The organism is Sorangium sp. So ce834, assembly GCF_051521425.1.
GTDB classification, from domain to species: Bacteria; Myxococcota_A; Polyangia; order Polyangiales; family Polyangiaceae; genus Sorangium; species Sorangium cellulosum_D.
On the sequence record NZ_CP150351.1, the window covers coordinates 3,963,946 to 3,987,627 of the forward strand.

A 23,682-nucleotide genomic window follows, 5' to 3' on the forward strand; every position below is an offset into this window, starting at 1 on the left:
CGGCCGCCGAAAGCCCTCGCGGAGCGCGCGCTTGCTGCGTTAGGCTCTGCGTCCTGATGAGTGGGGATCCACCCGATACCGAGCCTTCGCTGCATCCGACGGCGACCCATCCTCAGGAAGACATCGGCGGCCGGGGGGCGGCGTGCGGCGCGCCGGTCCCGTCCGCGACCGTCGAGCTCTCGTCCGGGCGACGCTACGAGATCGAGGCGGCCGTGGCGGGCGATCGGCTGATCGTCCGCGGGAAGGACGGCGAGATCGTCCTGCAGATGGAGATCACGGACGCCGGCCCGGTGCTGTCGTTCGCGGCGCCCGACGGCGAGCGCCCCGGCGCGCGGCGGGGCCCCCGGAGGGGAGAGTCGTCCGTGCCCCCGCGGCGCGTGGCCTCGCCGCCGCTGTCCGCGATCGTCCCCCTGTCGAGCGGGAAGGGCCAGCCCGCGGAGGGCGAGGCCGAGGAGCCCGTCGAGGTGCCGCGGGCCATGCCGCTGCCCTCGATCAAGCCCCCGCCCGAGACCGAGCTGATGGAGCTCGACGGCGGCAACGCGCGATCGGGGGTGACCCTCCGGCGCCCGCCCGGCGAGGCCGGCGCGGGCAGCGCCGCGACGGCGCCGGCGGGCGCCGCGGCCCCCGACCCGGCCGCCGGGCAGGACCCTCCCGGCAAGCGAGGCGCGCTGCCCTCGCTCAGCCTGCAGCAGTACGCGGCCCTCTGCGCCGAGTCGTCGGTCGGGGCGGCCTCGTCCTTCGATCGGGCGCTCCTGCGCCACGGCATCGCGGACCGGGACCTGTGGAAGGCGATCGATCGCAGCTGGCAGGACCGGCTCGAGCGCGAGCCGATCCTCACGCTGCGCTGGATGGAGCTCACGACGCGCTACCGCGAGCACCTGACGCGCAGGTAGAGCTCGCCGGGTCAAGCCGCGCGCCGCGCGAATTCCTGCTACAGGAGCGCCCCGCGCTCGCCGGGCAAGCTCCTGGACTCTGGAAGGCGGGGCGGCGGAAAAAGGCGCCCGAGCCTCTTCCCGTCCTCTCCGTCTTCCTGTGAACATTCTCAAGAAGTGGCGTCGGCCCCCGGAGAGCGCGCGAGCGCGCGCCTCGCCAGGGCAGGTGGTCGGCGCCTGGAGTCGCTGTGCAGGGTCTTCTCGAAGCCATCCGAAAAGCCTGTCTTCCGGGCCTCTGGTCCCAGGGCGTGAAGCTCGCCCGCGAGGGCGCCGCCTTCGGCCGGGAGGACCGCGGCGACGCCGTCGTGGTCCGCGTCAAGGCCGCCGGCCAGCCGGTCGCGCCCACCGTCACCCTCTACCCCGCGGACGCCGAGTGGACGTGCGACTGCGGCGGCAGGGTCGATCCCTGCGCCCACGCCGTCGCGGCGGCCATCGCGCTCTCGCAACCGGCGACGCAGGGGCAGCCGGCGCAGGGGCAGCCGGCGGCGCAGGGGCAGCCGGCGCAGGGGCAGCCGGCGGCGCAGGGGCAGCCGGCCGCGCAGGGCGGCGCCGCCGCCGTGGCGGCCCCGGCGGCGCGGCTGCGCTACCGGCTCCGGCGCAAGGGCCTCGTGCTCGCGCTCGAGCGGATGATCGTCCACGCGAGCGGCGCCGAGGAGCCGCTCCGGAGCTCGCTCGCCAGCCTCGCCGGGCGCGGCGTCAGGGCCCCGGCGGGGGCCGAGCGGCCCGGACCGAGGCTGCCCGAGCTCTACCCGACGCACGAGGACCTCGCGATCGATCGGCTCGTGGGCACCAAGCAGCACGGCTACTTCCCCTCGGATCGCCAGCCCGAGCTCTTCGCCGCGCTCGCCGGCGTCGCCGACGTGGAGCTCGACGGCGCGCCCATCCGCGTCTCCAGCGAGGCGATCGGCCCCCGCGCGGCGGTGCGCGATCACGACGACGGCGTGGCGCTCGTCGTGGAGCGCGACCCGCGCGTCGACGAGGTGATCGCGTCGGGTGTGGTCCGGTGCGGCGGCACGCTGCACCTGCTCCGGGAGACGGACCTCACGGGCCCGAAGCTCGAGCGGCTGCCGCTCCGGCGGGTCTTCTCGCGGGGCGACCTCGGCAAGCTCGTGACCCAGGTCCTGCCCGAGCTGACCAAGCGCGTCCCGGTCACCGTCCAGAGCCAGCGCCTGCCCCGCGCGGGCGGCGCGTCCAAGCCGCGGATCCTCCTCGATCTCAGCCAGAAGGATCACACGCTCTCGGTCGTGCCCAGCCTCGTGTACGGCGATCCGCCCGAGGCGCGGATCGAGGGCGGCCGGCTCGTGCACCTGTCCGGCCCCGTGCCCGTCCGCGACGAAGCCGCGGAGCGCGAGCTGCTCATCCGGCTCCGCGACGAGCTGCACCTCATCCCGGGCCGCCGGGTCGACTTCGACGGCGCCGAGGCGATCCGCTTCGCCTCGCGCCTCGAGGCGTGGGACGCCCGCGCCTTCGCCGACGCGCGCGGCGAGCTCTTCGGCAAGGCCGAGCTCGTGCCGCGCTTCGTCATCGACGACCGCGCCTTCGACGTCGAGTTCGAGCTCTCGACCGGCCGCGAGGACGGGGAGGGCGAGGCGGGCGAGGGCGCCGGCGCGCCGCCGAGGCGCGCGGACGCCGCGGCCGTGATCCGGGCGTGGCAGGACGGCCTGCCGCTCGTGCCGCTCCTCGGCGGCGGGTGGGCGCCGCTGCCCGGGGCGTGGCTCGAGAAGTACGGCGCGCGCGTCGCCGACCTGCTCGCGGCGCGGCGCGACGACAAGGAGGTGCCGCCCGCGGCGCTCCCGGCGCTGGCCGCCCTGTGCGACGAGATCGAGTACCCGCGCCCGTCCGGCTTCGACAAGCTCATGCCGCTGCTCGACGGCTTCGCGTCGCTCCCGGAGGCGCCGCTGCCGGCCGACCTGACCGCGACGCTGCGCCCGTACCAGCGGCGCGGCGTCGACTGGCTGTCGTTCCTGCGCGACGCCGGGCTCGGGGCGGTGCTCGCCGACGACATGGGGCTCGGCAAGACGCTGCAGACGCTCTGCGCGGTGCGCGGCCGGACGCTCGTCGTGTGCCCGCGCAGCGTCGTCCACAACTGGGCCGACGAGATCCGGCGGTTCCGCCCCGGCCTCAGGTTCGCGATCTACCACGGCGCGCGGCGCGCGCTCGATCCCGCGGCCGACGTCACGCTGACGACCTACGCCGTGCTCCGCAACGACGTCGAGCTGCTCGCGGCGCAGGCGTGGGACATCGTGGTGCTGGACGAGGCGCAGGCGATCAAGAACCCCGACAGCCAGGCGGCGCGCGCGGCGTTCGCGCTGCGCGCCGAGCTGCGCGTGGCGCTGAGCGGCACGCCGGTCGAGAACCGGCTCGACGAGCTCTGGAGCCTGCTCCACTTCACGAACCGCGGCCTGCTCGGCGGGCGCAGCGCCTTCCAGGAGCGCTACGGGCGGCCGATCGCCGAGGGCGCGGCCGGCGCGGCGGCGGAGCTGCGGCAGAAGATCCGCCCCTTCGTGCTGCGGCGGCTGAAGCGCGAGGTGGCGCCCGAGCTGCCGCCGCGCTCGGAGATGGTGCTCTACTGCGAGCTCGAGGAGGCCGAGCGCGAGCTCTACGAGGCGGTGCGCGCGACGACGCGCAAGGACGTCGTGGAGCGGCTCGCGCAGGGGGCGAGCGTCATGGCGGCGCTGGAGGCGCTGCTCCGGCTGCGCCAGGCCGCCTGCCACCCGGCGCTGATCCCGGGGTCGGGCGCCGGCCCCGCGGAGGCGGGCGCGGCGCCCGCGGCGCGGAGCGCGCCTTCGTCCAAGATGATGCGGCTGCTCGCGGCGCTTGAGGAGTGCGTGGCGGACGGCCACAAGGCGCTCGTCTTCTCGCAGTGGACCTCGCTGCTCGACCTCGTCGAGCCGCACCTCACCGAGGCGGGGATCCCGTGGAGCCGCCTCGACGGGGCGACGCGCGACCGCGCCGGCGTGGTCAACGCGTTCCAGTCGCCGGGCGGCCCGCCGGTGATGCTCATCTCGCTCAAGGCGGGCGGCACCGGCCTGAACCTGACCGCGGCGGATCACGTCTTCCTGCTCGATCCCTGGTGGAACCCGGCGGTCGAGGACCAGGCGGCGGACCGGGCCCACCGCATCGGGCAGCACCGCCCGGTGCTGGTCCACCGGCTCGTCGCGAAGGACACGGTGGAGGAGGGGATCCTCGCCCTGCAGGAGCGGAAGCGCGCGATCGCGGGCGCCGCGCTGGGCGAGGCGGACCGGGCGGTCGCGCTGACCCGGGAGGACCTGCTCGCGCTGCTGGGGTAGCGCGAGGCGAGAGCGGGACGGGCGCGCCTCGCCGGGGCTCGTCACGCGCCCGGTGTCACCTGCAGCTCACGTCGACGGAGCCGGGCGGCTGCACGATCTTCTCGGTGACGAGCCGCGCGTCGGGGACGCCGAGCTGCCCGTGGTCGTTGTTCCCGACGCACGAGATCGAGCCGTCGGCGTACACCGCGCACAGCGCGTCGGTGTAGTAGTTGCCCGCGATCGCCAGCACCGTGCCCTGGGTGAAGATCGGCGCGAGGATCTGCGGGGTGGCGCCCGGATCGCGGTCGTTGATCACGGCGCACGACACCTCCCCGGCGGGGGTCAGCCAGCAGGTGCGCGCGGCGCGACCGGAGTGCGTGCCATCGACCACCGCGCCCGGCTGACCGACCGAGTGGTTGCGGCAGTCGAACCCGCCAGGCCCGACCCGGCACTCGGCGCGGCCGTTTTCCACGCGGAAGACGTCGGGCGCGTCGAGGAGCGCCTTGCCGAACGTATCGACCGCGACCGATCGGCTGGCGCTCCCGACCGGCTCCGGCGTGGTGTCGAAGTTGTACCCGGTGCAGAGCGCCTCGCCGCCGGTCGTGAGCGCGCAGAGCTGATCCCACGTCCCCGTGGCGATCCCGGCGGCGCGCGCCGTCGTCGCCCACGAGGCGAAGCCGGCGGCCGCCTCCGTGGTGCCGTCGCCGAACTGCCCCCAGCTGTTGTAGTTGCCCATGCACCGCACCTCGCCGCCGGGCGTCCTCACGCAGAGGCCGTTGCCGTCCTCGCTGTTGAACGTGGCCGAGATCAGGATCTGGGCGACGGGCGGCGCGCCGGGCACGTCGGTGAACTGCGGCCCGAAGACGCTCGTGTAGATCCTGCCCGCGCACCGGAGGACGCCCCCGGGCCCCCCATAGCAGACCGCCCTGTCGCCCACCGCGATCGCGATGAGCCCCTGGCACGGCTCCCCGGCCTGATCGAGGAACTCCGTCTGCGACCCCTGCCACATGAAGCGATCCGGGCCCGGGGGCACCGGCAGGGCCGCCCTGGGCGCCGTGGGCCCACCGCCGTTGCCGCCGTTGCCGCCGTTGCCGCCGCTGCCGCCGCTGCCGCCGCTGCCGCCGCTCGACGAGCTCGCGTCGGCGCTCGACGAGCTCGCGTCGGCGCTCGACGAGGACGCGGCGCCGTCGCCGCCGCCCCCTTCGGCGCCGGCGCTGAACTCCCGCACCCGCGTGGAGCATCCGAGGATCAGCGTCGCGGCGACGATCCCGATCGAGCGATTGCACGTCGAAAAGAGCACTTCAACCTCCCGTGGTGGTGAACCTATCGTCCCGCATTGCATCCGCTTGCGTGCGCGCGTCAACGCCGAGCCGGCGCCGCGCCGGCTTGCGAGTGTTGGGTCGCCATGGGATGAGCGGGCATGCCGCGAAGAGCCATCCTCCCCCTCGCCGTGCTGCTCACGTCGCTCGCTGCGTGCACCGGCAACAGCCCGCGAGAGCCGTCGCCCGAGCCGCCGTCGCCGGCCTCGTCGCCTGCGGCGCCCTCGGAGCGGCCGACCACCGCGGCGCCGACGGCGCAGGAGCCGACCGCGCAGGCGCCGGCGACCGCGGCGCCGACCGCGCAGGAGCCCACGGCGCAGGCGCAGCCCACGGCGGCGCCGACCGCGGGCCCTGGGCCCGGCGACGACCCGCTGCTCGGCACGTGGAGGTCCGCGGCGTGCGGCTCCCGCAAATACGAGCGCGTGCTCTCCTTCGCGAAGGGCGGCAGCTTCACCGCGGAGGATCGCGTCTCGCCCTGTCCGCCGAAGGCGGCGTGCATCTGGTCGGGCATCATCCAGCGCCAGGGGGCGTTCAAGCGCGCGGGCAACAGCCTCTCCCTCTCGGTCGCCGAGGCGTCGAAGGGGCCGGGCGGCCAGCCGTTCCCGACCGCGCTCGCCCTCGACGCCGCGACCGGCGCTCCCGTCGAGACCGGCGACGGCGGCAAGCCCTGCCCGTACCAGCGCTGATCCGCCGCGCTCCGCCGGCGCGATCCGCCGCGGCCGCTCGGCCGCCGCCGGTTCGCGCCCGCGCGCCCGCGTGCTATGCACCGCCGCTTCGATGAGCTCCGAGAGCGACGCCGCCGGCGCAGGCCGGCCGTTCACCGCCGCCGATCTCGACGCCTGCCTGCGGGTGCTCGAGTCCCTGGTCGACGACCGCGCGCAGCTCGCCTCGATCGGCGTCGAGGATCGCCGCCGGCTCCTCCTCGCCGCCGGCCGCGTCTCGCGCCCCGAGCGCGCCGAGCAGCGAGAGCTCGCCAGGGCGTTCCGCAAGGGCGAGCGGCGCGCTCGGAGGTCCGCCGACACCGCGCTCCTCGACGCGGTCGGCATCCGCGCCGCCCGCCGCGAGCCCGTGTTCCGCACGCCGGACGCCCCCGCGCTGGCCGCGCCCGCCGTCTCCGCCCCCCTGCTCGCGCCGGCGCCGCCGCCCGCGGAGGAGCCCGCGCCGCCCCCCGCGGAGGATCCCGCGCCGCCGGGCGAGCCCGGCGGGCCGGAGCTCGCGAAGCCGCGCAAGTGCTACGTCTGCAAGGCCGAGTTCCGCAAGGTGCACTTCTTCTACGATTCGATGTGCGGCCCTTGCGGCGACTTCAACTACCGCAAGCGCAGCCAGACCGCGCCGCTCGACGGCCGCGTCGCGCTGGTCACCGGCGCCCGCGTGAAGATCGGCTATCAGGCGGCGATCATGCTGCTCCGCGCCGGCGCGTGGGTGATCGTCACGACCCGTTTCCCGCACGACGCCGCCCGCCGCTTTTCGTCCGAGCGCGACTTCGACGTCTGGGCCTCTCGGCTCGAGATCTACGGCCTCGATCTCCGCCACACGCCGAGCGTCGAGCGCTTCACGCGGCACCTCCTCCACACGCGCGACCGGCTCGACTTCATCATCAACAACGCCTGCCAGACCGTGCGGCGTCCGCCGGGCTTCTACGCGCACCTCATCGAGGGCGAGACCGCGCCGGTCCACGCCCTCCCGGAGGCCGCCCGGCCGCTGCTCCAGGCCTACGACGGCCTCCGCGCGCGCGGCGAGCTCCCCCTCGTCGCCGGCGGCGACCCCGCCGCCGGGCTCCGCGAGCCGGCGCTGCTCTCTCAGGTCCCCGCCCCGGGCGACGAGCCCCTCGACGACGTGCTCTTCCCCAGAGGGCGTTACGACGCGGACCTCCAGCAGGTCGACCTCCGGACGATGAACAGCTGGCGGCTGACCCTCGCCGAGGTCCCGACCGTCGAGCTGCTCGAGGTCCAGCTCGTGAACGCGGTCGCCCCGTTCGTGCTGAACTCCCGGCTGAAGCCGCTCATGCTGCGACAGCCGACGTTCGACAGGCACATCGTCAACGTCTCGGCGATGGAGGGGCAGTTCTACCGCCGCTACAAGACGGACAGGCACCCTCACACGAACATGGCCAAGGCCGCGCTCAACATGATGACGCGCACCTCCGCGCCCGACTACGCGAAGGACGGCATCTTCATGAACAGCGTCGATACCGGGTGGGTGACGGACGAGGACCCCGCGGCGCTCGCGGCCCGCAAGCTGGAGGAGCACGGCTTCCACCCGCCGCTCGACATCGTCGACGGCGCCGCCCGCATCTGCGACCCCATCTTCTCCGGGCTCCTGAGCGGCCAGCACGTCTACGGCCAGTTCCTCAAAGACTACATGCCGACCGACTGGTAGGCGCCGCCGCGCGCGGGGGCGCCCGGAATCCAGCGAGCTCAGCAGCGGCTGCCGACGGGGCGGAGCGTTCCCCGGCGACGGGACAGTCCCGCGCTCTCACGGTGTCACGCGCCTCCACCGATCGCGCCGCCGCCGGTACGCCGTAGCGAGCTCTGCTTTGACGCGACGCATCCTTTTATTGACAGTCGAGGCGGCTCGCTGATAAGCGATAACTTAACACTTACCAGGAGGGAGCGCTCCCATGGAGATCCTGATCCACAACCCGCTGAGCCGCTTCCTCATCCAGGCGTTCCTGATCATCGCGTGCGCGCGGCTCGTGGGCATGGTCGCCCGCAGGCTGGAGCAGCCGATGGTCATCGCCGAGGTCACGGCGGGCATCCTGCTCGGCCCGTCGCTGTTCGGCTGGCTCTTTCCCGACGCGTCGGCGGTGCTGTTCGCCCAGGAGTCGCTGCCGCTCCTGAAGCTGGTGAGCGAGGTCGGCCTCATCGTCTTCATGTTCCTCATCGGGCTGGAGCTCGATCCGAAGCTCCTGCGCGGGCGCGGCCACGCCTCGGTCATCATCAGCCACACGAGCATCGTCGCGCCGTTCGCGCTGGGCGGCCTCCTCGCGCTGTACCTGTACCCCCGGCTCTCCCAGAGCTCCGTGCCGTTCATGTCGTTCACGCTGTTCATGGGCGTGGCCATGAGCATCACGGCCTTCCCGGTGCTCGCGCGCATCCTCACCGAGCGGCGCCTGCTGGGCACGAAGGTCGGCGCCCTCACGATCACGTGCGCCGCCGTCGACGACGTCACCGCCTGGTGCATCCTCGCGTTCGTCGTCTCGATCGCGCGCGCCACCGGGCTCGTGGGCGCCGTCTGGACCACCGTCTTCGCCGTCGCCTACATCGCCGGCATGATGTTCGTGATCCGCCCCTTCCTGGCCCGGCTCGGCGAGCGCGGCTCCAACAAGGAAGGGCTCTCGCAGGACCTCGTCGCCGTCACGCTCCTCCTGCTCATCGTCTCGAGCTGGACGACCGAGATGATCGGCATCCACCCGCTGTTCGGGGCCTTCATGCTCGGCGCGATCATGCCGAAGGGCACCGGCTTCGCGCACAGCCTGGCCGAGAAGCTCGAGGACTTCGCCGTCGTCTTCCTGCTCCCGCTCTTCTTCGCCTACAGCGGCCTGCGCACGCACATCGGCCTGCTCAACTCGGTCGACGCCTGGATCATGTGCGGCCTCATCATCGTGGTCGCCTGCGCCGGCAAGTTCGGCGGCAGCGCCGTGGCCGCCCGCCTCACCGGCCAGCGCTGGCGGGAGGCCAGCGCGCTCGGCATCCTCATGAACACCCGCGGCCTGATGGAGCTCATCGTCCTGAACCTCGGGCTCGATCTGGGCATCATCTCGCCCACGCTGTTCACGATGATGGTGCTCATGGCGCTGGTCACCACCTTCATGACCACGCCGCTCCTGCGCTGGATCTACCCGCCGGAGGAGCTCGCGAAGGAGCTCGCCGACGTCCCCGACCGCACGCCCCTGCCCGTCGCGGCGGACGTGTTCACCGTGCTCATGTGCGTCTCCTACGAGCGCTCCGGCCCCGGCATGGTGACGCTCGCGAGCGCGCTCGCCGGCCACGGCCCCGAGGCGAGGCGCCTCTACGCCCTGCGCCTCATCCCGCCGACCGACCGCGGCTCGTTCTACCTCGACCAGGGGCCCGAGCGGCAGGGCGCGACCGCGCTCGCGCCGCTCCTCGCGCGGGCCAAGGAGCTCGGCGCCGAGGTCCGGCCGCTCTCCTTCGTGTCGCCCAAGCCGAGCCACGACATCTGCAACGTCGCCGACGTGAAGCAGGCCGACCTCGTGCTGGTCGGCTGGCACAAGCCGCTGCTCAGCCAGACCGTGCTCGGCGGCACCGTCTACGAGGTCATGCGCGGCGCCCGCACCGACGTCGGCGTGCTCATCGATCGCGGGCTCACCGCGGTCCGCAAGCTGCTCGTGCCGTTCCACGGCACGGCGCACGACAAGGCGGCGCTCGCGCTCGCCCGCAGGCTCGCGCAGCAGGTCGGCGCCGACGTCACCATCCTCCACGTGGTCAAGCCGAAGCGCGGCTCCGGCGACGCGCTCGGCGCGCAGGAGGCGGTCGACGAGGTGTTCGAGGGCGAGGAGGGCGGCGCGCTGCGCAACGCCAAGGTGGTGCTCAAGGTGGTCGAGCACGACTCCCCCGCGGACGCGGCCCTCGAGGAGTCGAAGCGCGGCTACGATCTCGTCCTCGTCGGCGTCGGGCCCGAGTGGGGCCTCGCGCAGCGCCGCTTCGGCATCCGCGCCGAGGACGTCATCCAGGGGTGCCCGACCTCGCTGCTCGTCGTGCGCAGCTACGAGCCCGCCGCCGCTCGCGCACCGGCCCCGGCGCCGTCCGCGCCGATCCTCTCGACCGCCCTCGCGGCCGAGCCCGATCGCTCCTGAGATCCATGCCCGCCATCTCCGACGCCGAGAGCGCCTCGCGGGCGCGGGCGCTCGCCGAGTTCGGGGCCGCGCTGCGGCTCCTCCGCGTCGAGGCGGGGCTCAGCCTGCGCGCCCTCGCGCACCGCATCGGCGTCTCCAGCGCCTACCTGAGCCGCGTCGAGCACGGGCACGACGCCATCCCCACGCCCGACCGGCTCACCGCGATCGCGAGCGCGCTCGATCTGCCCCCGGCGGTGCTCCTCGAGCTCGGCCACCAGGTCGAGCCGCTCGTCTCGCGCTACCTCGAGCGCGTCCCGGCGGCGAACGCGCTCTTCGTCGAGCTCGCGCGCCGCAACCTGAGCGGCCCGCAGCTCGCGCGGATCAAGGCGTTCATCGACGCCGAGTTCCCGGTGAGCGCGCCGTTCGGCGTTTCGCCCGCGCGGCGGCTCAGCGGGCTGCTCACGCCCGAGCGCATCGTGCTGCACCTCTCGTGCGCGCACATCGAGGACGTCATCGACGTCGCGGCGTCCCGGCTCGCGCCCCCCGGCGGCGCGCTGGCCGCGAGCGCGCTCGCCCAGGAGATCCTGCGGCGCGAGCGCGAGTCGCCCACCGCGCTCGGCAACGGCGTCGCGGTCCCGCACGCGATCGTCCCCGGCGCCTGCCTCGCGGCCGTGCTCGCGACGCTGGCCGAGCCGCTCGCGGTGCCGACGCCGGGCGGCGCCCCGCTCCGGCTGCTCGTCGTCCTCGTCTGCGGCGAGGGCGGCCGCGCGCACCTCGAGCTGCTCGCCCAGGTCGCCCGGCTCGCCAGCCACAACGCCGCCGACGCGCTGTGCGCCGCGCGCGACCCCGAGCAGCTCATCGAGCAGCTCTCGCAGATCGAGGCCGGCTGCGGGTGACGCCCGCGACGTCACGCGACGTCGCGCGCCGTCGCGCCCTGAGGCCCGCCGTCGCTCCCCGCGGACGAGGCGCGGCGGGACCGCGCGCGCGCCGCCAGGGCCGCCGTCACTTCACGCGGACGAGGCGCTGCACGACCGACGAGCCGCCGCGCGCGTCGCGCAGGACCGCGGTGATCGTGGCGATGCCCGGCTCGGCCGGCGGGATCCACGTCACGGCGTGGTCGTCGAGGTACCCCTCGGCCGCGTCGCTCACGAGCTTGATGCCCCCGTCGAGGTCGCCCGTGTCGGCGAAGTAGTTGACCCAGACGATCTCCTTCAGCGCCTTCTGCTTCGCGTCGAGGTCGTCCTCCGCCACGTCGGGCGGGATGATCGCGTCGATCGCGTGGGTGGTGCAGGCGGTGAACGGATCCTCCGCGCTGCACCCCGTGTCGCGCCGCTCATCGCGGTCGATGGGGCAGCGCTCCACCGTCGGGATCGCGGCCAGGTCCTCCGACATCTCGTCGCCGTCGAAGGTGAGCCCCCGCATCTCCGGGTTCTCGTTCGTGCGGCTGTCCTCGAAGACGTAGACCTGCGTGTAGCCGGGCACGAAGCTGTCCGGGCCGAGCCTCCGCCCGTCGGCGTCGAAGCAGGCGACGGGGAAGGTCCCGGCGCGCCCGGTGCCCTGGTCCTGCACCGGGCGGAGCTGCCCGGTGCAGGCGACGAAGAAGACGTACGCGCTCCCGAACCGCGGGCCCCCCGTGGCGGGCGCCTCGCGGCCGTCGAGGATCGTGTCGCTGATGGTGATCGTGTACGTGTCGCTGAAGATGCCGATGGGCACGCCGTTGAGCTCGGGCAGCGGAGCCTTCGGGTCGGTCTCGAGGCGCTTCAACCATGCAGCGATCTCCGGGGCGAGCGCCGCGAGCTGCGGATAGCAGCCGTAGTAGTCGTCCCCGACCGGGTTCTCGCACCCGCCGAACCAGTAGACCGAGACCGGCCGCGACCCCTCCTCGGGGCCGCCGAGGCCGTCCTGGTAGTGGATCTTGAAGGTGACCTGAGCGCCGGGGTAGGCGTACGACGAGCTCGCCTCCGGGTGGTCTTCGGTCGGCGCGATGTCGGCGACCACGGCGAAGACGCGGAGCCCGTTCACGAGGCTCGGCGGATCGAAGCCCGCGACGCACCCGGAGGAGATCGCCGGCGCAGCGAGCGCGCTCAGCGCGAGCGTCCCGAGCACCGCGCGCCGCCACCTGCGCCCTCGGCCCGCGTCGGCGTTTTTCGCCGTGCCGCCCGCGCCGCCCGCGCCGCTCATCACCCGCCTCGATCGCATCTCAGAACTCTCCTCGCAGCCCGAAGCTCGGCAAGATGGGCAACCCCGTGACGTACTGACGGGCGGTGTAATTGTAGTTGTACTGGATCGCCTCGCTGTTCGCGTTGTTGTAGACGTTCTGCACGTCGAGGTAGGCCGAGAGCTGCCAGCGCTTGAACTTCCACGACTTGTCGAGGCGCAGGTCCAGCTGGTGGAACGCCGGGAGCCGCTCGCTGCTCGGGCCGGAGAACGGGATCGGCGTATAGGTCCCGGTGGGCGCGTAGTAGAGCGCGTTCGTGCGGTACGCGTCGCAGCTCTGCTCGTTGACGTTGCACACGTTGGGCGTGACCAGATTGCCGGAGACCAGGCGGAACCGCGCGCCGAACTCCCAGCCGTCGCCGAGGCGGTAGCTGCCGAGCACCGTCAGGATGTGCGTCTGGTCGAACGAGACGAGCCGCTCCGGCTCGCCGAGCCCGGGCACCCGCGTGCTGCGCGACAGCGTGTACGCGGCCCAGCCGAAGAAGCGATCGTCGGGCTTGTACTTGAGCAGGAACTCGCCCCCGATGACCCTGCCGGACCCGGCGTTCTGGTAATCGAGCTGGATCGACCCGGGGCGGTTCACGCCGACGACGAGCGCGTCGAGCTGCTTGTAGAACCCCTCGGCCGACGCCTCGATGTGCCGGGTGATCTCCTGCTCGACGCCGGCCGCGTAGTGCAGCGCCCGGGTCGACTTCAGGCCCGGGTTGCCCAGCGGCGGGATCACCTCCTGGAACTGCGGCGGCTGGTGGAACACGCCGACGCCGCCCTTCACCGTCGTCCGCGGGAACCCCTGGACCACGTCGACGCGCCCGTTCACGCGCGGGCTCACGGTGACCTGCTCGTTCAGGTCCTGGTAGTCGAGGCGCAGGCCCGGGACGATCTTCGCCCGGGGGCTCGGGGCGAACTCGAGCTCGACGTAGCCCGCGGGGTAGAAGAAGCTGCCGTCGCGCGAGACCTCCTGGAGGGTGCGCGTCGAGAACGGCTGGTTCGGCGGCTCGCCGGGGCGGCTCGGCGCGGGGGCGCGCAGGTTCACCGCGTAGAGGCCGGCGAAGACGTCGAGCCCCGCGTTGAGGACCGCGCCCTTGGACAGCCGCCGCGCGTACTCGAGGCGGCCGGAGAGCGTCTTGAGATCGAGCTGGAAGTAGAGCGGCCCCACCCCGAAATCGGCGTCGTCGCGCGCGATCGCGAGCACGCCGTCGAGCCGGTCGCGATCGGTGAGCTCGTGATCGTAGCGGAGCTGCAGGCGCTGAAACGCGGTGTGCAGCCCGACGTTGCCCGAGAGGGCCGGCTCGTTGGGCGCCGGGTCGCTGAGGAGCAGATCGAGCGCGTCGTCCGAGCCGAAGAAGGTGAGGCGGAGGCGCGACGAGGGCGTCGGCTCGGTCTCGAGGAGGGCCTGGTAATCGTAGTAGACGGGCGCCTGCGTCACCCCCGCGCCCGCGGCCTCGAGCACCGGGCCGAACGACTCGCCGATGTAGCTCCGCCGGCCCGCCACCATGAAGCGCGTGTTCTTGAGGAACGGCACCGGCCCCTCGAGCAGGACGCGCGCGTCGATGAGGTCCATCTGCGCGAGGCCGTGGAGCGCGCCGTCCTCCTTCGGCGAGCGCAGGGCGACGTCGACGATGCCGCCCTGCACGCGGCCGTACTTGGCGCTGAAGTTGCCGGGGTAGAAGTCGATCTTCTCCAGCATCTCGGTCGGCACGACCGAGGAGAGGCCGCCGAAGTGGTAGATGAGCGGCACCTGCGTGCCGTCGACGAAGGTCTGCGTGTCCTGCGGGCCCGAGCCGCGCACGATCAGCAGGCCGGCGAGGGTGGGCGGGCGCGCCACGCCCGGCAGGTTCTGGAGCGAGCGCAGCGCGTCGCCGTTCGTGCCGGGGATGCGGTTGATCTCGCGCTGCTCGAGCGTGCGCTTCGTGACCTCGCGCGGCGGCCTGTCGCCGCGGACGGTGACCTCGAGGCCCTCGCCGCGGGGCAGGAGGCGGTACTTCACCTCGAGCTGCTCGCCCGCGGCGATGTCCTCCTCGACCGAGAGCGGCTCGAAGCCGGGCGCGGCGACGGTGACCTGGTAACGCCCGGGCGGCAGATCGGCGAAGATGAAGCCGCCGCCCTCGTCGGTCGTGCGCTCCGGCGGCGCGGCGCCCGCGCCGGCGACGCGCGCGACCGACACGGTGGCGCCGGCGAGCGGGACGTCGCCGCCGCTGGCGAGCACGGTGCCGCGGAGGTTCTCGGCGGGCCTGTCCTGCTCGCCGGCGGCGGGCGGCGGCGCGGCCGCCTTCAGGGTGAACGAGTAGCGGTACAGGATGCGCGCCGCGGCGGGCGTGCCGTCGGCGCGGCGGGCGGGCTCGAACTCGAGCTTCTGGGCCGCGGCGACCGCCGCCTCGTCGAACCCGTGCCCCGCGCTCTCGACGACGACCGCCTGCTTCACGCGCCCGTTGCGATCGATGTCGAGCTGCAGGGTCACCGACCCTTCGAGCCCCTGCTTCTCGGCCTCGGGCGGGTACTCCGGGGGCGTGTAGTTGAGCGCCCGCGGCGGCGTCGCCCGCCCCGCCGGCGCGGCCGTGGGGGCGGCCGGCGTGACGATCGCGCCGCCTTCGCCCCGGGGCACGCTCGTCGGGCCCTCGGGCGCCTGCGGCTCGCCTTGGCCCTGCTGGCCTTGCTCCTGCTGCTGCGCGCGCGCCGCGGCCGGCGAGAGCGCGGCGAGCGCGAGCGAGAGCAGCGCCGCGGCGCGGGGCCCTCGAGGGCGCGCGCCCGGGAGCGGGCCATCGACATCGGTGCGGGCGGGGGCCGGCTCCTGCTTCGTCACGAGGTCACACCGGGTCGCGCCGCTTGAGCACCGCGCAGAGCGTGACGAGGATGATGACGGTCATCCCGGCGAGGACCGCGAAGGGGATCCAGGTCTGATCGTACGTGGTGAAGCCCCACGCGCCCGCGTAGTTGTCGGCGGCCATCTGCGCGATGGAGCACTTGAACTTGCCGCCCTCGATGAAGTCCGCGGCGCTCGTGTCGGTGCGGTGCAGATCGATGACCCATGCCGGGTCCTCCGCGACGGCGAGCCGCTCCGGCGCGATCGCGCCCTCGAAGCCCCAGCGCGCCGGGATGATGTACATGAGCGGCCGGAGGTGCGGCACGGTCGTCATCGGGACCATGAGCCCGCCGAGGACGACCTGCGGGATGAGCGCGATCGGCGTGAGCGCCATGGCCGCCTCGGACGAGGCGACCACCGTCGAGAGGAGGAGCCCCATCGCGACGGCGCTGAGCGAGGTGGCGGTCAGCGCGGCGAGCTGCATGGCGAACGCCTGCATGCCGCCGTGGAAGCCGAGGGCGAAGAACACGATCGCGAGCAGGATCGTGCACTGGACGAGGCAGAACCCGGCGAGCAGCAGGTACTTGGAGAGCACGTAGTTGACGAGCCCCAGGTTGACCATGCGCTCGCGGAGGTAGATGGCCCGCTCGCTGACGATCTCGCGCGCCGCGTTCGACGTCCCGAACCAGACCGCGGCGACGACGAGGAAGAAGATCGCCGCGGTGTGATCGGTGGTGGCCTCCATCCCCTTGAGGATGTCGGTGCTCTGATCCGCGCCGCCGGCGCGTCGGCCGAGCTCCTGGAGGGCGCCGAGGCACCACGCCGGGATCGCCTTCTCCTGCCCGCCGAAGACGATCGCGAGCAGGATGCCGATGATCGGGGCCTGGAGGAGCATGATCAGGGTCCCGCCGACGTCGCGCTTCTTCACCTTGAAGTAGCGCGACAGGAGCAGCCCGAGCTGCCCCTTGGTCGTGGCGCGGCCGGCCGGGATGCCGCGCTGCCCCTGCCCGGTGCCGATCTCCCGCCGGCCGGAGTACATCCGCCGGTACGTCGGGTTTGCGTCGCTGAAGAACTCCTTGCGCCACTCGAGGGCCGCGAGCCGCCTCGCCTCGCCGCGCGACGCGTTCGGGTCCCGCGCGCGGAGCTGATCGAAGATGGGGCGCTCGCGGAGCGCGAGCATCTCGAACATGTCGCGCGGGTTGTCGACGTCGTTGGGCTGGCCGTGCCGCTCCTTCCAGCTGCCGAAGAAGCGGTACGCGTCGGGCCGGGTCGGCCCGAAGAACATCGGGATGCCGCCGTAGCCGAGGATGAGCGCGTGGCTGAACTTCTCGAACTCGTCCTTCGCCGGCTGGTGGATCGTCATGATGATCGTCTTGCCGGTGGCCTTGGTGAGGTCGTGCAGCAGGCTGATCAGCGCGGTCGTGTCGTCGGCGGCGAGGCCCGAGGTCGGCTCGTCGAGGAAGAGGATGACGGGGTCGGTGACGAGCTCGAGCGCGATGTTGACGCGCTTGCGCTGCCCGCCCGAGAGGATCTTGTTCTCGGGCTTGCCGATCTGGAGGTTCTTGACGCCCTCGAGGCCGAGGTCCTTGATGGTCTGCTCGACGCGCGCGTCGATCTCGTCCTCGGTGTAGTCGGGCGGGAGGCGGAACTTCGCGCTGTAGCGGACGGCCTCGAAGACGGTGAGCTCCGGGTGGACGAGGTCGTCCTGCGGCACGTAGCCGATGGAGCCGCGGAGCGTGTCGTAGATGTTGTAGAGGTCCTCGCCGTTGATGCGGACGACGCCGCTCGTCGGCGGCAGGTAGCCGTTCAGGGTGAGCAGGAGCGTCGTCTTGCCGGCGCCCGACGGCCCCATGAGCGCGATCATGTCGCCCGGCAGCGCCTTGAACGACACGTTGTCGAGGAGCGTCTTCTGCTCCTGGGGGTTGTCCCGGTCGGGGACCTGGAGGACGAGGCTCCACGCCTCGATCTCGTAGAGCGGGCGCCCTGCCCACCGGTCGGCGGCGTACTCTTCCTGGACGACCTCGACCGCGCCTGCGCCCCCCATCTCGATCTGGAGGGGCATCGGCCCGATGTAGATCTTCTCGCCGCTCTGGACGGCGATCTTCTGGCCGGGCGCGATGCGGTTGCCGCGGACGTAGGTGCCGTTGGCGCTGCCGCGATCCTCGACGTAGAGCTGCCCGTTGATCGAGTGGAGGAGGGCGTGGTGGCTCGACACCTGGGGGTGGGCGAGCACGATGTCGTTGTCGGGGGTGCGGCCGATCTTCTTGACGTTCGGCCCGCCGCCGGAGAAGTCGAGCTGGCCGAGGACCGTCTTGTTCTTCCTGCCGGGCGCGCCCGCGGCGGGGCCGGACGACGCCGCGGGCGCGGGCGGCGGCGCGTAGCCGCCCGCGGCGGGCTGCGGCGGCGGCGCGTAGCCGGCCTGCGGCGGCGTGTAGCTGACGACGGCGGGCTGCGGCGGCAGTGCGCTCGCGCCGGGCGCGGCGGGCAGCGACGACTGCCGGGCCGCCTGGGCGAACTGCATGAGCAGGCTGATCTGGACCGGGACGGGCCCGAAGGCCACGGCGCCCTGCGGATCGATGGGCGTCGGCGCGCCGGGGGCGATGCGCTGCGCGCCCACGTAGGTGCCGCTCGTCGAGTTGTGGTCGATGACCATCATGCGATCGAGCGTGACGGTGGCGTGCTGGCTCGAGACGCTCGGGTGCTGGAGCACCAGGGAGGCGCGCGCGGGGTCTCGCCCGATCACGACCTGTCCGGGCGCGGGCGCGAGCTGGCCGGGCGACGCCATCATCAGCGTGATGGCCGGGTGGTTGAGCGGGACCGGCGCCTGCGCGACGACGAACTGGGTGCGGAAGTCGAACGGGACCTGCTCGCCCGGCGCGAGGGGCCGCCCGTTGGCCGACGCGGGCCCTTGACCGCAGAGGAAGAGCAGCTTGCCGCCGCCCTGGTGGACGATGCGCGCGTGCTCGGGCAGGACGCCGGGAGCGACGAGCACCACATCGCAGGTGGGGGCGCTGCCGATCGTGATGCTTTGTTTACCTAGCCCCGGGATCATGCGGGCCGCGTTTCACCACAGGCCGTTGGGGAGGGCAAGGAAAGAGGCGCGTGGTGCGCGCCGTCGCTCGCCGCGGCGCTGCTGGCGGCTGGGTGCGTGAGGATGAGCGCGTGGGCTGGCGTCGCGCGGTGTGGGGCGTGTGGAGCGGCGGGAGGCCTTCGTCGCTGGGCGAACAGGGCCTCAGCGCGGCGCGTGGTGGCGGCCGGGAGCCGGGCGGCTCAGCGCATCAGAGGTCGAGGAGCATGAAGCCGGCGCGGGCTTCTTCGAGGGAGGGCGTACGGGTCGACGGGGGCTCGTCTTCCATGTCTGCGGGCGCGCCCTCCATGTCGTGTCCGACCTCGAGCTCTTGATCTCCAAGCATGGAGGAACCTCCGGAGAGCTAGGCTAATCCGGAATCCCGTCCTTCTTCAATTGCATTTGCGTTCTGCGTCCCCATCGCTCCGGCGTTCGTCCGCGCGTCCGTTCACGCTGCGGCGGTTGTGTCGGTTGCGTCGGGGCACGCGGTGGCGTCGTCGCGCCGCTCGGCTCAATCCGCGGTGAGCTTCCAGAGCAGGAGGGCGATCAGCGCGACGACCATGACCGAGATCGAGGCGATGACGGCGATGTAGACGCCGCGCGAGACGCGCACGGTGCTCGGGATACCCGAGGCCGTGGACGAGGACACGGGCCCGGAGAGGCCCGGCGCTGGCACGGCGCGCGGCGCGGTCGCGGCGTAGCCAGGCGCGTGCGGCGAGCCGGGGGCGAGGTGCGGCGCGGCGGCGGCATGAGGACCTCCAGGCGCGGCGGCATGGTGCCCCGCGAAGGCCACCGAAGGAGGAGGAGCGTCCGGGTCGATCGGATGAGGCTGCGGGCCGAAGGCGGCGCCCGGGTGAGGCGGAGCGCCCGGGTGAGGCGTGGCGCCCGGGTGAGGCTGCGGGCCGAAGGCGGCGCCGGGGTGAGGTTGAGGTGAAGCGCCGAAGGAACCCGGGTGCGGCGGCGGGCCGTGGGCGCCAGGCGGGCCGAAGGCGGCGCCGGGGTGAGGCTGGGGTGAAGCGCCGAAGGAACCCGGGTGCGGCGGCGGGCCGTGGGCGCCAGGCGGGCCGAAGGCGACGCCGGGGTGAGGTTGAGGTGAAGCGCCGAAGGAACCCGGGTGCGGCGGCGGGCCGTGGGCGCCAGGCGGGCCGAAGGCGGCGCCGGGGTGAGGCTGGGGTGAAGCGCCGAAGGAACCCGGGTGCGGCGGCGGGCCGAAGGCGGCGCCGGGGTGAGGCTGAGGTGAAGCGCCGAAGGAACCCGGGTGAGGTGGCGCGCCATGGGCCATCGGGGGCGGCGCGGGGGCCGCGGGGGCGCTCAAGGGGAGGGGAGACAGCACGGCGGGCGCATCCGGCGCGATCGCGTGAGGCACGGGCGCAGGGCTCCCTGGCACCGTCGCAGGCCGCGCCAGGCCGGCGTCCATCGCCGTCGGGCTCACCGTCGGCGTGCTGTCGATGGTCGGGCGCAGCGCCTGCGCGCTGCTCGCGGCTGCTGGCGCCACGGCGGGGACGTTGTCCGTGGCCGTCGGGCTCACCGCCGGAGCGCCGGTGGTGAGCGTCTGCGCTACGGTGGGGACGTCGTCCGCCGCCGTCGGGCGCACCGCCGGGGCCCCGGTGGTGAGCGTCGGCGCCACGGCGGGCGCGCTGCTCGCGGCTGCTGGCGCCGCGGCAGCGGCGTTGTCGGCCACCGTCGAGACCAGGGCAGGGACGTTGTCGGTGGCCGTGGGGGCCAGCGCGTGCACGTCGTCGGTCGCCGTCGGGACCAGGGCAGGAGGGACGTTGTCAGTGGCCGTGGGGGCCAAGGCGGGCCCGTCGCCGGTGGTCCTCGGCGCCGGGGCGAGCCCGTCGCCCGTGGTCCTCGGCGCCGGGGCGGGCGTGCCGGTGTTGCCCGTCGGGATCACGGTCGTCGCGTTGCTGGGCGACACAGCGCCTCCAGCCGGCGCGTTTCCGGCCGCCGCGGCGCCGTGCCCGTGGGCGAGCGGCGCATCCGCAGCGCCCTTCTCTGCGCTCGCCGCGCCGCCGGGCCGGGTCATCGCGACGGTCTCCTGCGGGCCCGACGCGCGCGTGAGGGCGACGCCGTCGCCGGCGCCGTCTGCCCCCGGCGGCCCGTGCGCGATCGTCAGCGAGCGGCTGCCCGTCTCGAGCACCCGGACCATCTGGACGGTGATGTTGTCGTGACCGCCGCGATGGTTCGCGAGCTGCACGAGCATCTTGCAGGCGTGATCGACCGAGCCCGACGCGAGCGCCTGCCGCGTGCACCCGAGGATGTCCGCGCTGAGCACGAGATCGGTGAGGCCGTCGCTCGCCTGGATCAGCACGTCCCCCGGATACAGCTCCATCGGCTCGGGTCGAACCTCGACCTCCACCTCCGGCTTCATCCCGAGGGCGCGCGTGATCTTGTTCGCGTCGGGGTGGCCGATCGCCTGGGCCTCCGTGATCATGCCCGCGTCGATCATTCCCTGCACCATCGAGTGATCGCGCGTGAGGGGGTAGATCTGCTGGCTCCGGATCACGTACGCGCGGCTGTCGCCGACGTGCGCGACGTCGACGCCGCTGTCGTGGAGGACCATCGCGACGACGGTCGACCCCGGGCGGACGCGGTTCTCCGCCGGCCCGCCCAGCTGATACACGCGGCGCCCCGCCTCCTCGATCGCGGCCTTGAGCGCCGCCCTCGGATCCACCGTGGCCGGCGTCTGCTCGATCACCTCGAAGATGGTCTTGATGGCGGTGCGGCTCGCCTCGCTGCCCCCGTAGTGCCCGCCCATGCCGTCGCACAGGACGCAGAGGTAACCGAACTTGGTCTCGGCATAGCCGCACGCGTCCTCGTTGACCTGCTTGTTCGGATCCCGGCCCGCATCGCTGGCCTGGGCGAACTCGATCTTGAGGTGCGGGGAGGACTCGGTCGGGGGCATCATGGGGGGGCGTCGCTTGGGGCGTGAGGCCGGGCCCCGGACACGCTACTCCAAACGGACGCTGAACTCGACGGGGCCGAACCGCAACGACGCGCCGGGGGGCACGGGCGTCCACACGCCCGCGGCGACGCGCTGGCCGTTGACGTACGTCCCGTTGTTGGAGCCCTCGTCCCGCACGAACAGCTGACCGGCCTCGAGCTTCACGCTCGCGTGGGTGCCGGACACGCGCGGCTCCGACAGCGCGATCATGCACGAGGCGCCGTCGCGCCCCGCGCGCACCTCGACGCCGGGGTGCACGGTGAAGATGCCCGCCGGCCCCGAGAGCGTCGCGCGGCTGGCGCCGCCCGGGGGAGGCGCCATCATCGGCCCGCCGCCGTAGCCGAAGTCGCCCGGCGGAGGCGGCGCGGGCGCGTACGGCGGAGGCGACCCGCCGCCCGCCACGATGGGCCTCGGGGGCGCCGCCGCCGCCGTCCCGCCGCGCCGGCGGCCGCCGCCGCCGCGGAAGATCGAGACGAGCAGCAGCACGATGACGACGCCGCCGAAGGTCACGCCCGCGATCAAGAGGTACGGCAGCGGCGCCTCCTTCGCCTTCAGCGTGAGGATCTTGTCGGCCGTCACCGCGCTCGTCCGCCGCGCCTGGTTGTCGTAGACGATGAGCCGCGCCGTCATCTGGTCGCCCTTGCCGACGAGGAACTTGTCGGTGTCCGGCAGCTCGAACTCCACGACGCTGTCGCCGGCCGAGATCGCCTTGCCGCGCATCCCGCCCTCGATCAGCGTCCGCTGGGCCTTCTTCGCGTCCTCGAGGTTCCCGCCCTGCAGCGACTGCGGCGCGGCCTGGTTCTTCGGGACCATGTAGATCTCGGCCCGCTGCGCGTTGCCGCCCCAGCAGAAGTTGCCGAAGATCTTGACCGTGCCGCTGGGGTAGAGCGGCGTCTTCTTCGCCGCGCGGTCGGTCGCGTCGCGGTCGATGTCGAGCGGCCACGCGGTGGGATCGATGCCGACGGGGACGTTCTGGAACGTGGCGTCACCCGCGATCGGCGGATCCGTGTTGATGAAGGCGAGCTTGAACGTCTGCGTGATGCTCGGCGCGACGCACGACACCCGCCACTTCACGATGTGCATCTTGTTGAAGCGGGTGCGGATCGCGTTGACGAGGTTGGCCGCGCGCCGCTGCTGGCCGTCGCGCACCACGCTGAAGAAGCCGCCGATCTCGGTGTTCGCCATCCCCTCCATGAACTCGCGGGAGTTCGCCGTGAACTCCTCGACGAGCCGGCTCGGGAACCAGATCGAGATGACGGGCACCGGCGTCTTCGGCAGGACGTCGTTGTTCTCGGGGAACCGCCCCTTCGTGAGGTAGTCCCGGAGCAGGTTCGACGCCGCCGCGGTCGAGCTCGGGTCCGCGCCGGCCGAGCCGTTCGAGAGCACGACCATCGCCTGGTGCATCGGCACCGAGACCCCCTGGCCGGCGTTGCCGAGCTCCTTGAACGCGTCGGTCGCGGCGTTCTTGATGATCGTGAAGAGCGGGCGCGTGCGGCCCTGCGTCGGGTAGGTGCGCGTGACGCCGGCGATGGCCTGCGCCGCCGCCTGCTTGTTGCCGACCCACTTCGAGTCCTCGACGACGCCGCGATCGTTGAAGAAGATCACGTCGACGATGTCGTTCGGCTGCATCGCGTTGACGAACGCGCTCGCGACCGCCTTCGCCTCGTCGAAGCGGGTGCCCATGCTCGACGCGGCGTCGATCAGGATGAGCCACGCCGTCCCGACGCCCGGCTGCCCGGCGCTGTCTCCCCACCGCGCCTTCGACTCGAACTTCGCCGGCAGGTCCGTGCCGTCGACCGTGACGGAGAAGATCGCGTTCTTCTCCGGGAAGTCGAACGACGAGTAGAGCGCCGACGGCTGCTCGATCGCGTCGGCGACGCAGTCGAGGTTCGCGTCGCCCGTGAGCGCGGCGCAGTTGCGGGTGATGTCGCTGAGGCGCTTGTTCTGCACGACCTCGAGCACGGTCGTGAGCACGGGCGAGCCGTCCACGGTGCTCGCGCGCGGGTCGACGCGGAGCAGGTGTGCCTCGGGCGCGGCCTCGGCGCGGGGCTGTCCGCCGAGGAGCGCGAGGACGGCGGCGGCGAGCGCGAGCAGCGGAGCGCAGCGGAGGGCCTTGCCCCGGCGCCGTTCGCGACGTGCGGAGGCGCTCATGGAGTGGATCGGGCGAGTCGCGTCATGAGAGGGAGTCATGCGTGGGGATCTCCAGCGAGCGCGAGGGAGCAGAGGAGCGCTCCCCGCGCGAGCGGGGCGGCCGCCGCGCGATGGCGGCGGCAATCCGGTTGGTTTTCACGCAGCCTGGCCGGGGCGCCAGGTGCCGGTCGAACGTCGCGGGGGAAGGG

Annotated in this window: 13 protein-coding genes; 6 read left to right on the forward strand and 7 right to left on the reverse strand. The window is 73.4% G+C overall.

Going from position 1 to position 23,682, the window contains the following annotated elements; translation table 11 throughout:
• Positions 1–56: 56 nt before the first annotated feature.
• Positions 57–893 carry a hypothetical protein gene (locus WMF20_RS14465; protein WP_437614087.1) on the forward strand — a complete coding sequence of 279 codons (837 nt, stop codon included), beginning with the start codon at positions 57–59 and terminating at the stop codon, positions 891–893.
• A gap of 287 nt (positions 894–1,180) precedes the next feature.
• Positions 1,181–4,222 carry a DEAD/DEAH box helicase gene (locus WMF20_RS14470; protein WP_437614089.1) on the forward strand — a complete coding sequence of 1,014 codons (3,042 nt, stop codon included), beginning with the start codon at positions 1,181–1,183 and terminating at the stop codon, positions 4,220–4,222.
• Positions 4,223–4,277: 55 nt separating this feature from the next.
• On the opposite strand, the gene WMF20_RS14475 is transcribed toward WMF20_RS14470, so the two are convergent.
• Positions 4,278–5,501, reverse strand: coding sequence for a hypothetical protein (locus WMF20_RS14475; protein ID WP_437614091.1), 1,224 nt, complete (start codon positions 5,499–5,501; stop codon positions 4,278–4,280).
• A 120-nt stretch (positions 5,502–5,621) separates the two neighbouring features.
• Here WMF20_RS14475 and WMF20_RS14480 point away from each other — a divergent pair, with 120 nt between their 5' ends.
• From WMF20_RS14480 to WMF20_RS14495, 4 genes are all read left to right on the forward strand, one after another.
• Positions 5,622–6,206, forward strand: a complete 585-nt coding sequence (locus tag WMF20_RS14480) for a hypothetical protein (protein WP_165373974.1) — start codon at positions 5,622–5,624, stop codon at positions 6,204–6,206.
• Between the two features lie 91 nt (positions 6,207–6,297).
• Positions 6,298–7,899 (forward strand): SDR family NAD(P)-dependent oxidoreductase, encoded by a 1,602-nt coding sequence (locus WMF20_RS14485; protein ID WP_437614093.1) that lies wholly within the window; start codon positions 6,298–6,300, stop codon positions 7,897–7,899.
• Between the two features lie 241 nt (positions 7,900–8,140).
• The gene (locus WMF20_RS14490; RefSeq protein ID WP_437614095.1) at positions 8,141–10,336 is read left to right on the forward strand and encodes a cation:proton antiporter domain-containing protein; all 2,196 of its coding nucleotides are present in this window, start codon (positions 8,141–8,143) and stop codon (positions 10,334–10,336) included.
• Between the two features lie 5 nt (positions 10,337–10,341).
• Positions 10,342–11,211, forward strand: coding sequence for a PTS sugar transporter subunit IIA (locus tag WMF20_RS14495; protein WP_437614097.1), 870 nt, complete (start codon positions 10,342–10,344; stop codon positions 11,209–11,211).
• 106 nt (positions 11,212–11,317) lie between these two features.
• Here WMF20_RS14495 and WMF20_RS14500 read toward each other — a convergent pair whose 3' ends face one another.
• The 6 genes from WMF20_RS14500 to WMF20_RS14525 all read right to left on the reverse strand — a co-directional run bounded on the left by WMF20_RS14500 (position 11,318) and on the right by WMF20_RS14525 (position 23,494).
• A complete protein-coding gene (locus WMF20_RS14500; RefSeq protein ID WP_437614099.1) occupies positions 11,318–12,514 on the reverse strand; it encodes a hypothetical protein in 1,197 nt (398 codons plus the stop codon).
• A 1-nt stretch (position 12,515) separates the two neighbouring features.
• The gene (locus WMF20_RS14505; RefSeq protein WP_437614101.1) at positions 12,516–15,332 is read right to left on the reverse strand and encodes a TonB-dependent receptor domain-containing protein; all 2,817 of its coding nucleotides are present in this window, start codon (positions 15,330–15,332) and stop codon (positions 12,516–12,518) included.
• Positions 15,333–15,336: 4 nt separating this feature from the next.
• Positions 15,337–18,384: an FHA domain-containing protein gene (locus tag WMF20_RS14510; protein WP_129574906.1), complete on the reverse strand. Its 3,048-nt coding sequence runs from the start codon at positions 18,382–18,384 to the stop codon at positions 15,337–15,339.
• Positions 18,385–18,610: 226 nt separating this feature from the next.
• Entirely contained in the window at positions 18,611–18,745 is a 135-nt protein-coding gene (locus WMF20_RS14515; protein ID WP_257792778.1) for a hypothetical protein, read from the reverse strand.
• Between the two features lie 165 nt (positions 18,746–18,910).
• On the reverse strand, positions 18,911–21,307 hold the full coding sequence (locus tag WMF20_RS14520) for a protein phosphatase 2C domain-containing protein (protein ID WP_437614103.1): 2,397 nt from the start codon (positions 21,305–21,307) through the stop codon (positions 18,911–18,913).
• A 42-nt stretch (positions 21,308–21,349) separates the two neighbouring features.
• On the reverse strand, positions 21,350–23,494 hold the full coding sequence (locus WMF20_RS14525) for an FHA domain-containing protein (protein WP_437614105.1): 2,145 nt from the start codon (positions 23,492–23,494) through the stop codon (positions 21,350–21,352).
• Positions 23,495–23,682: the final 188 nt, after the last annotated feature.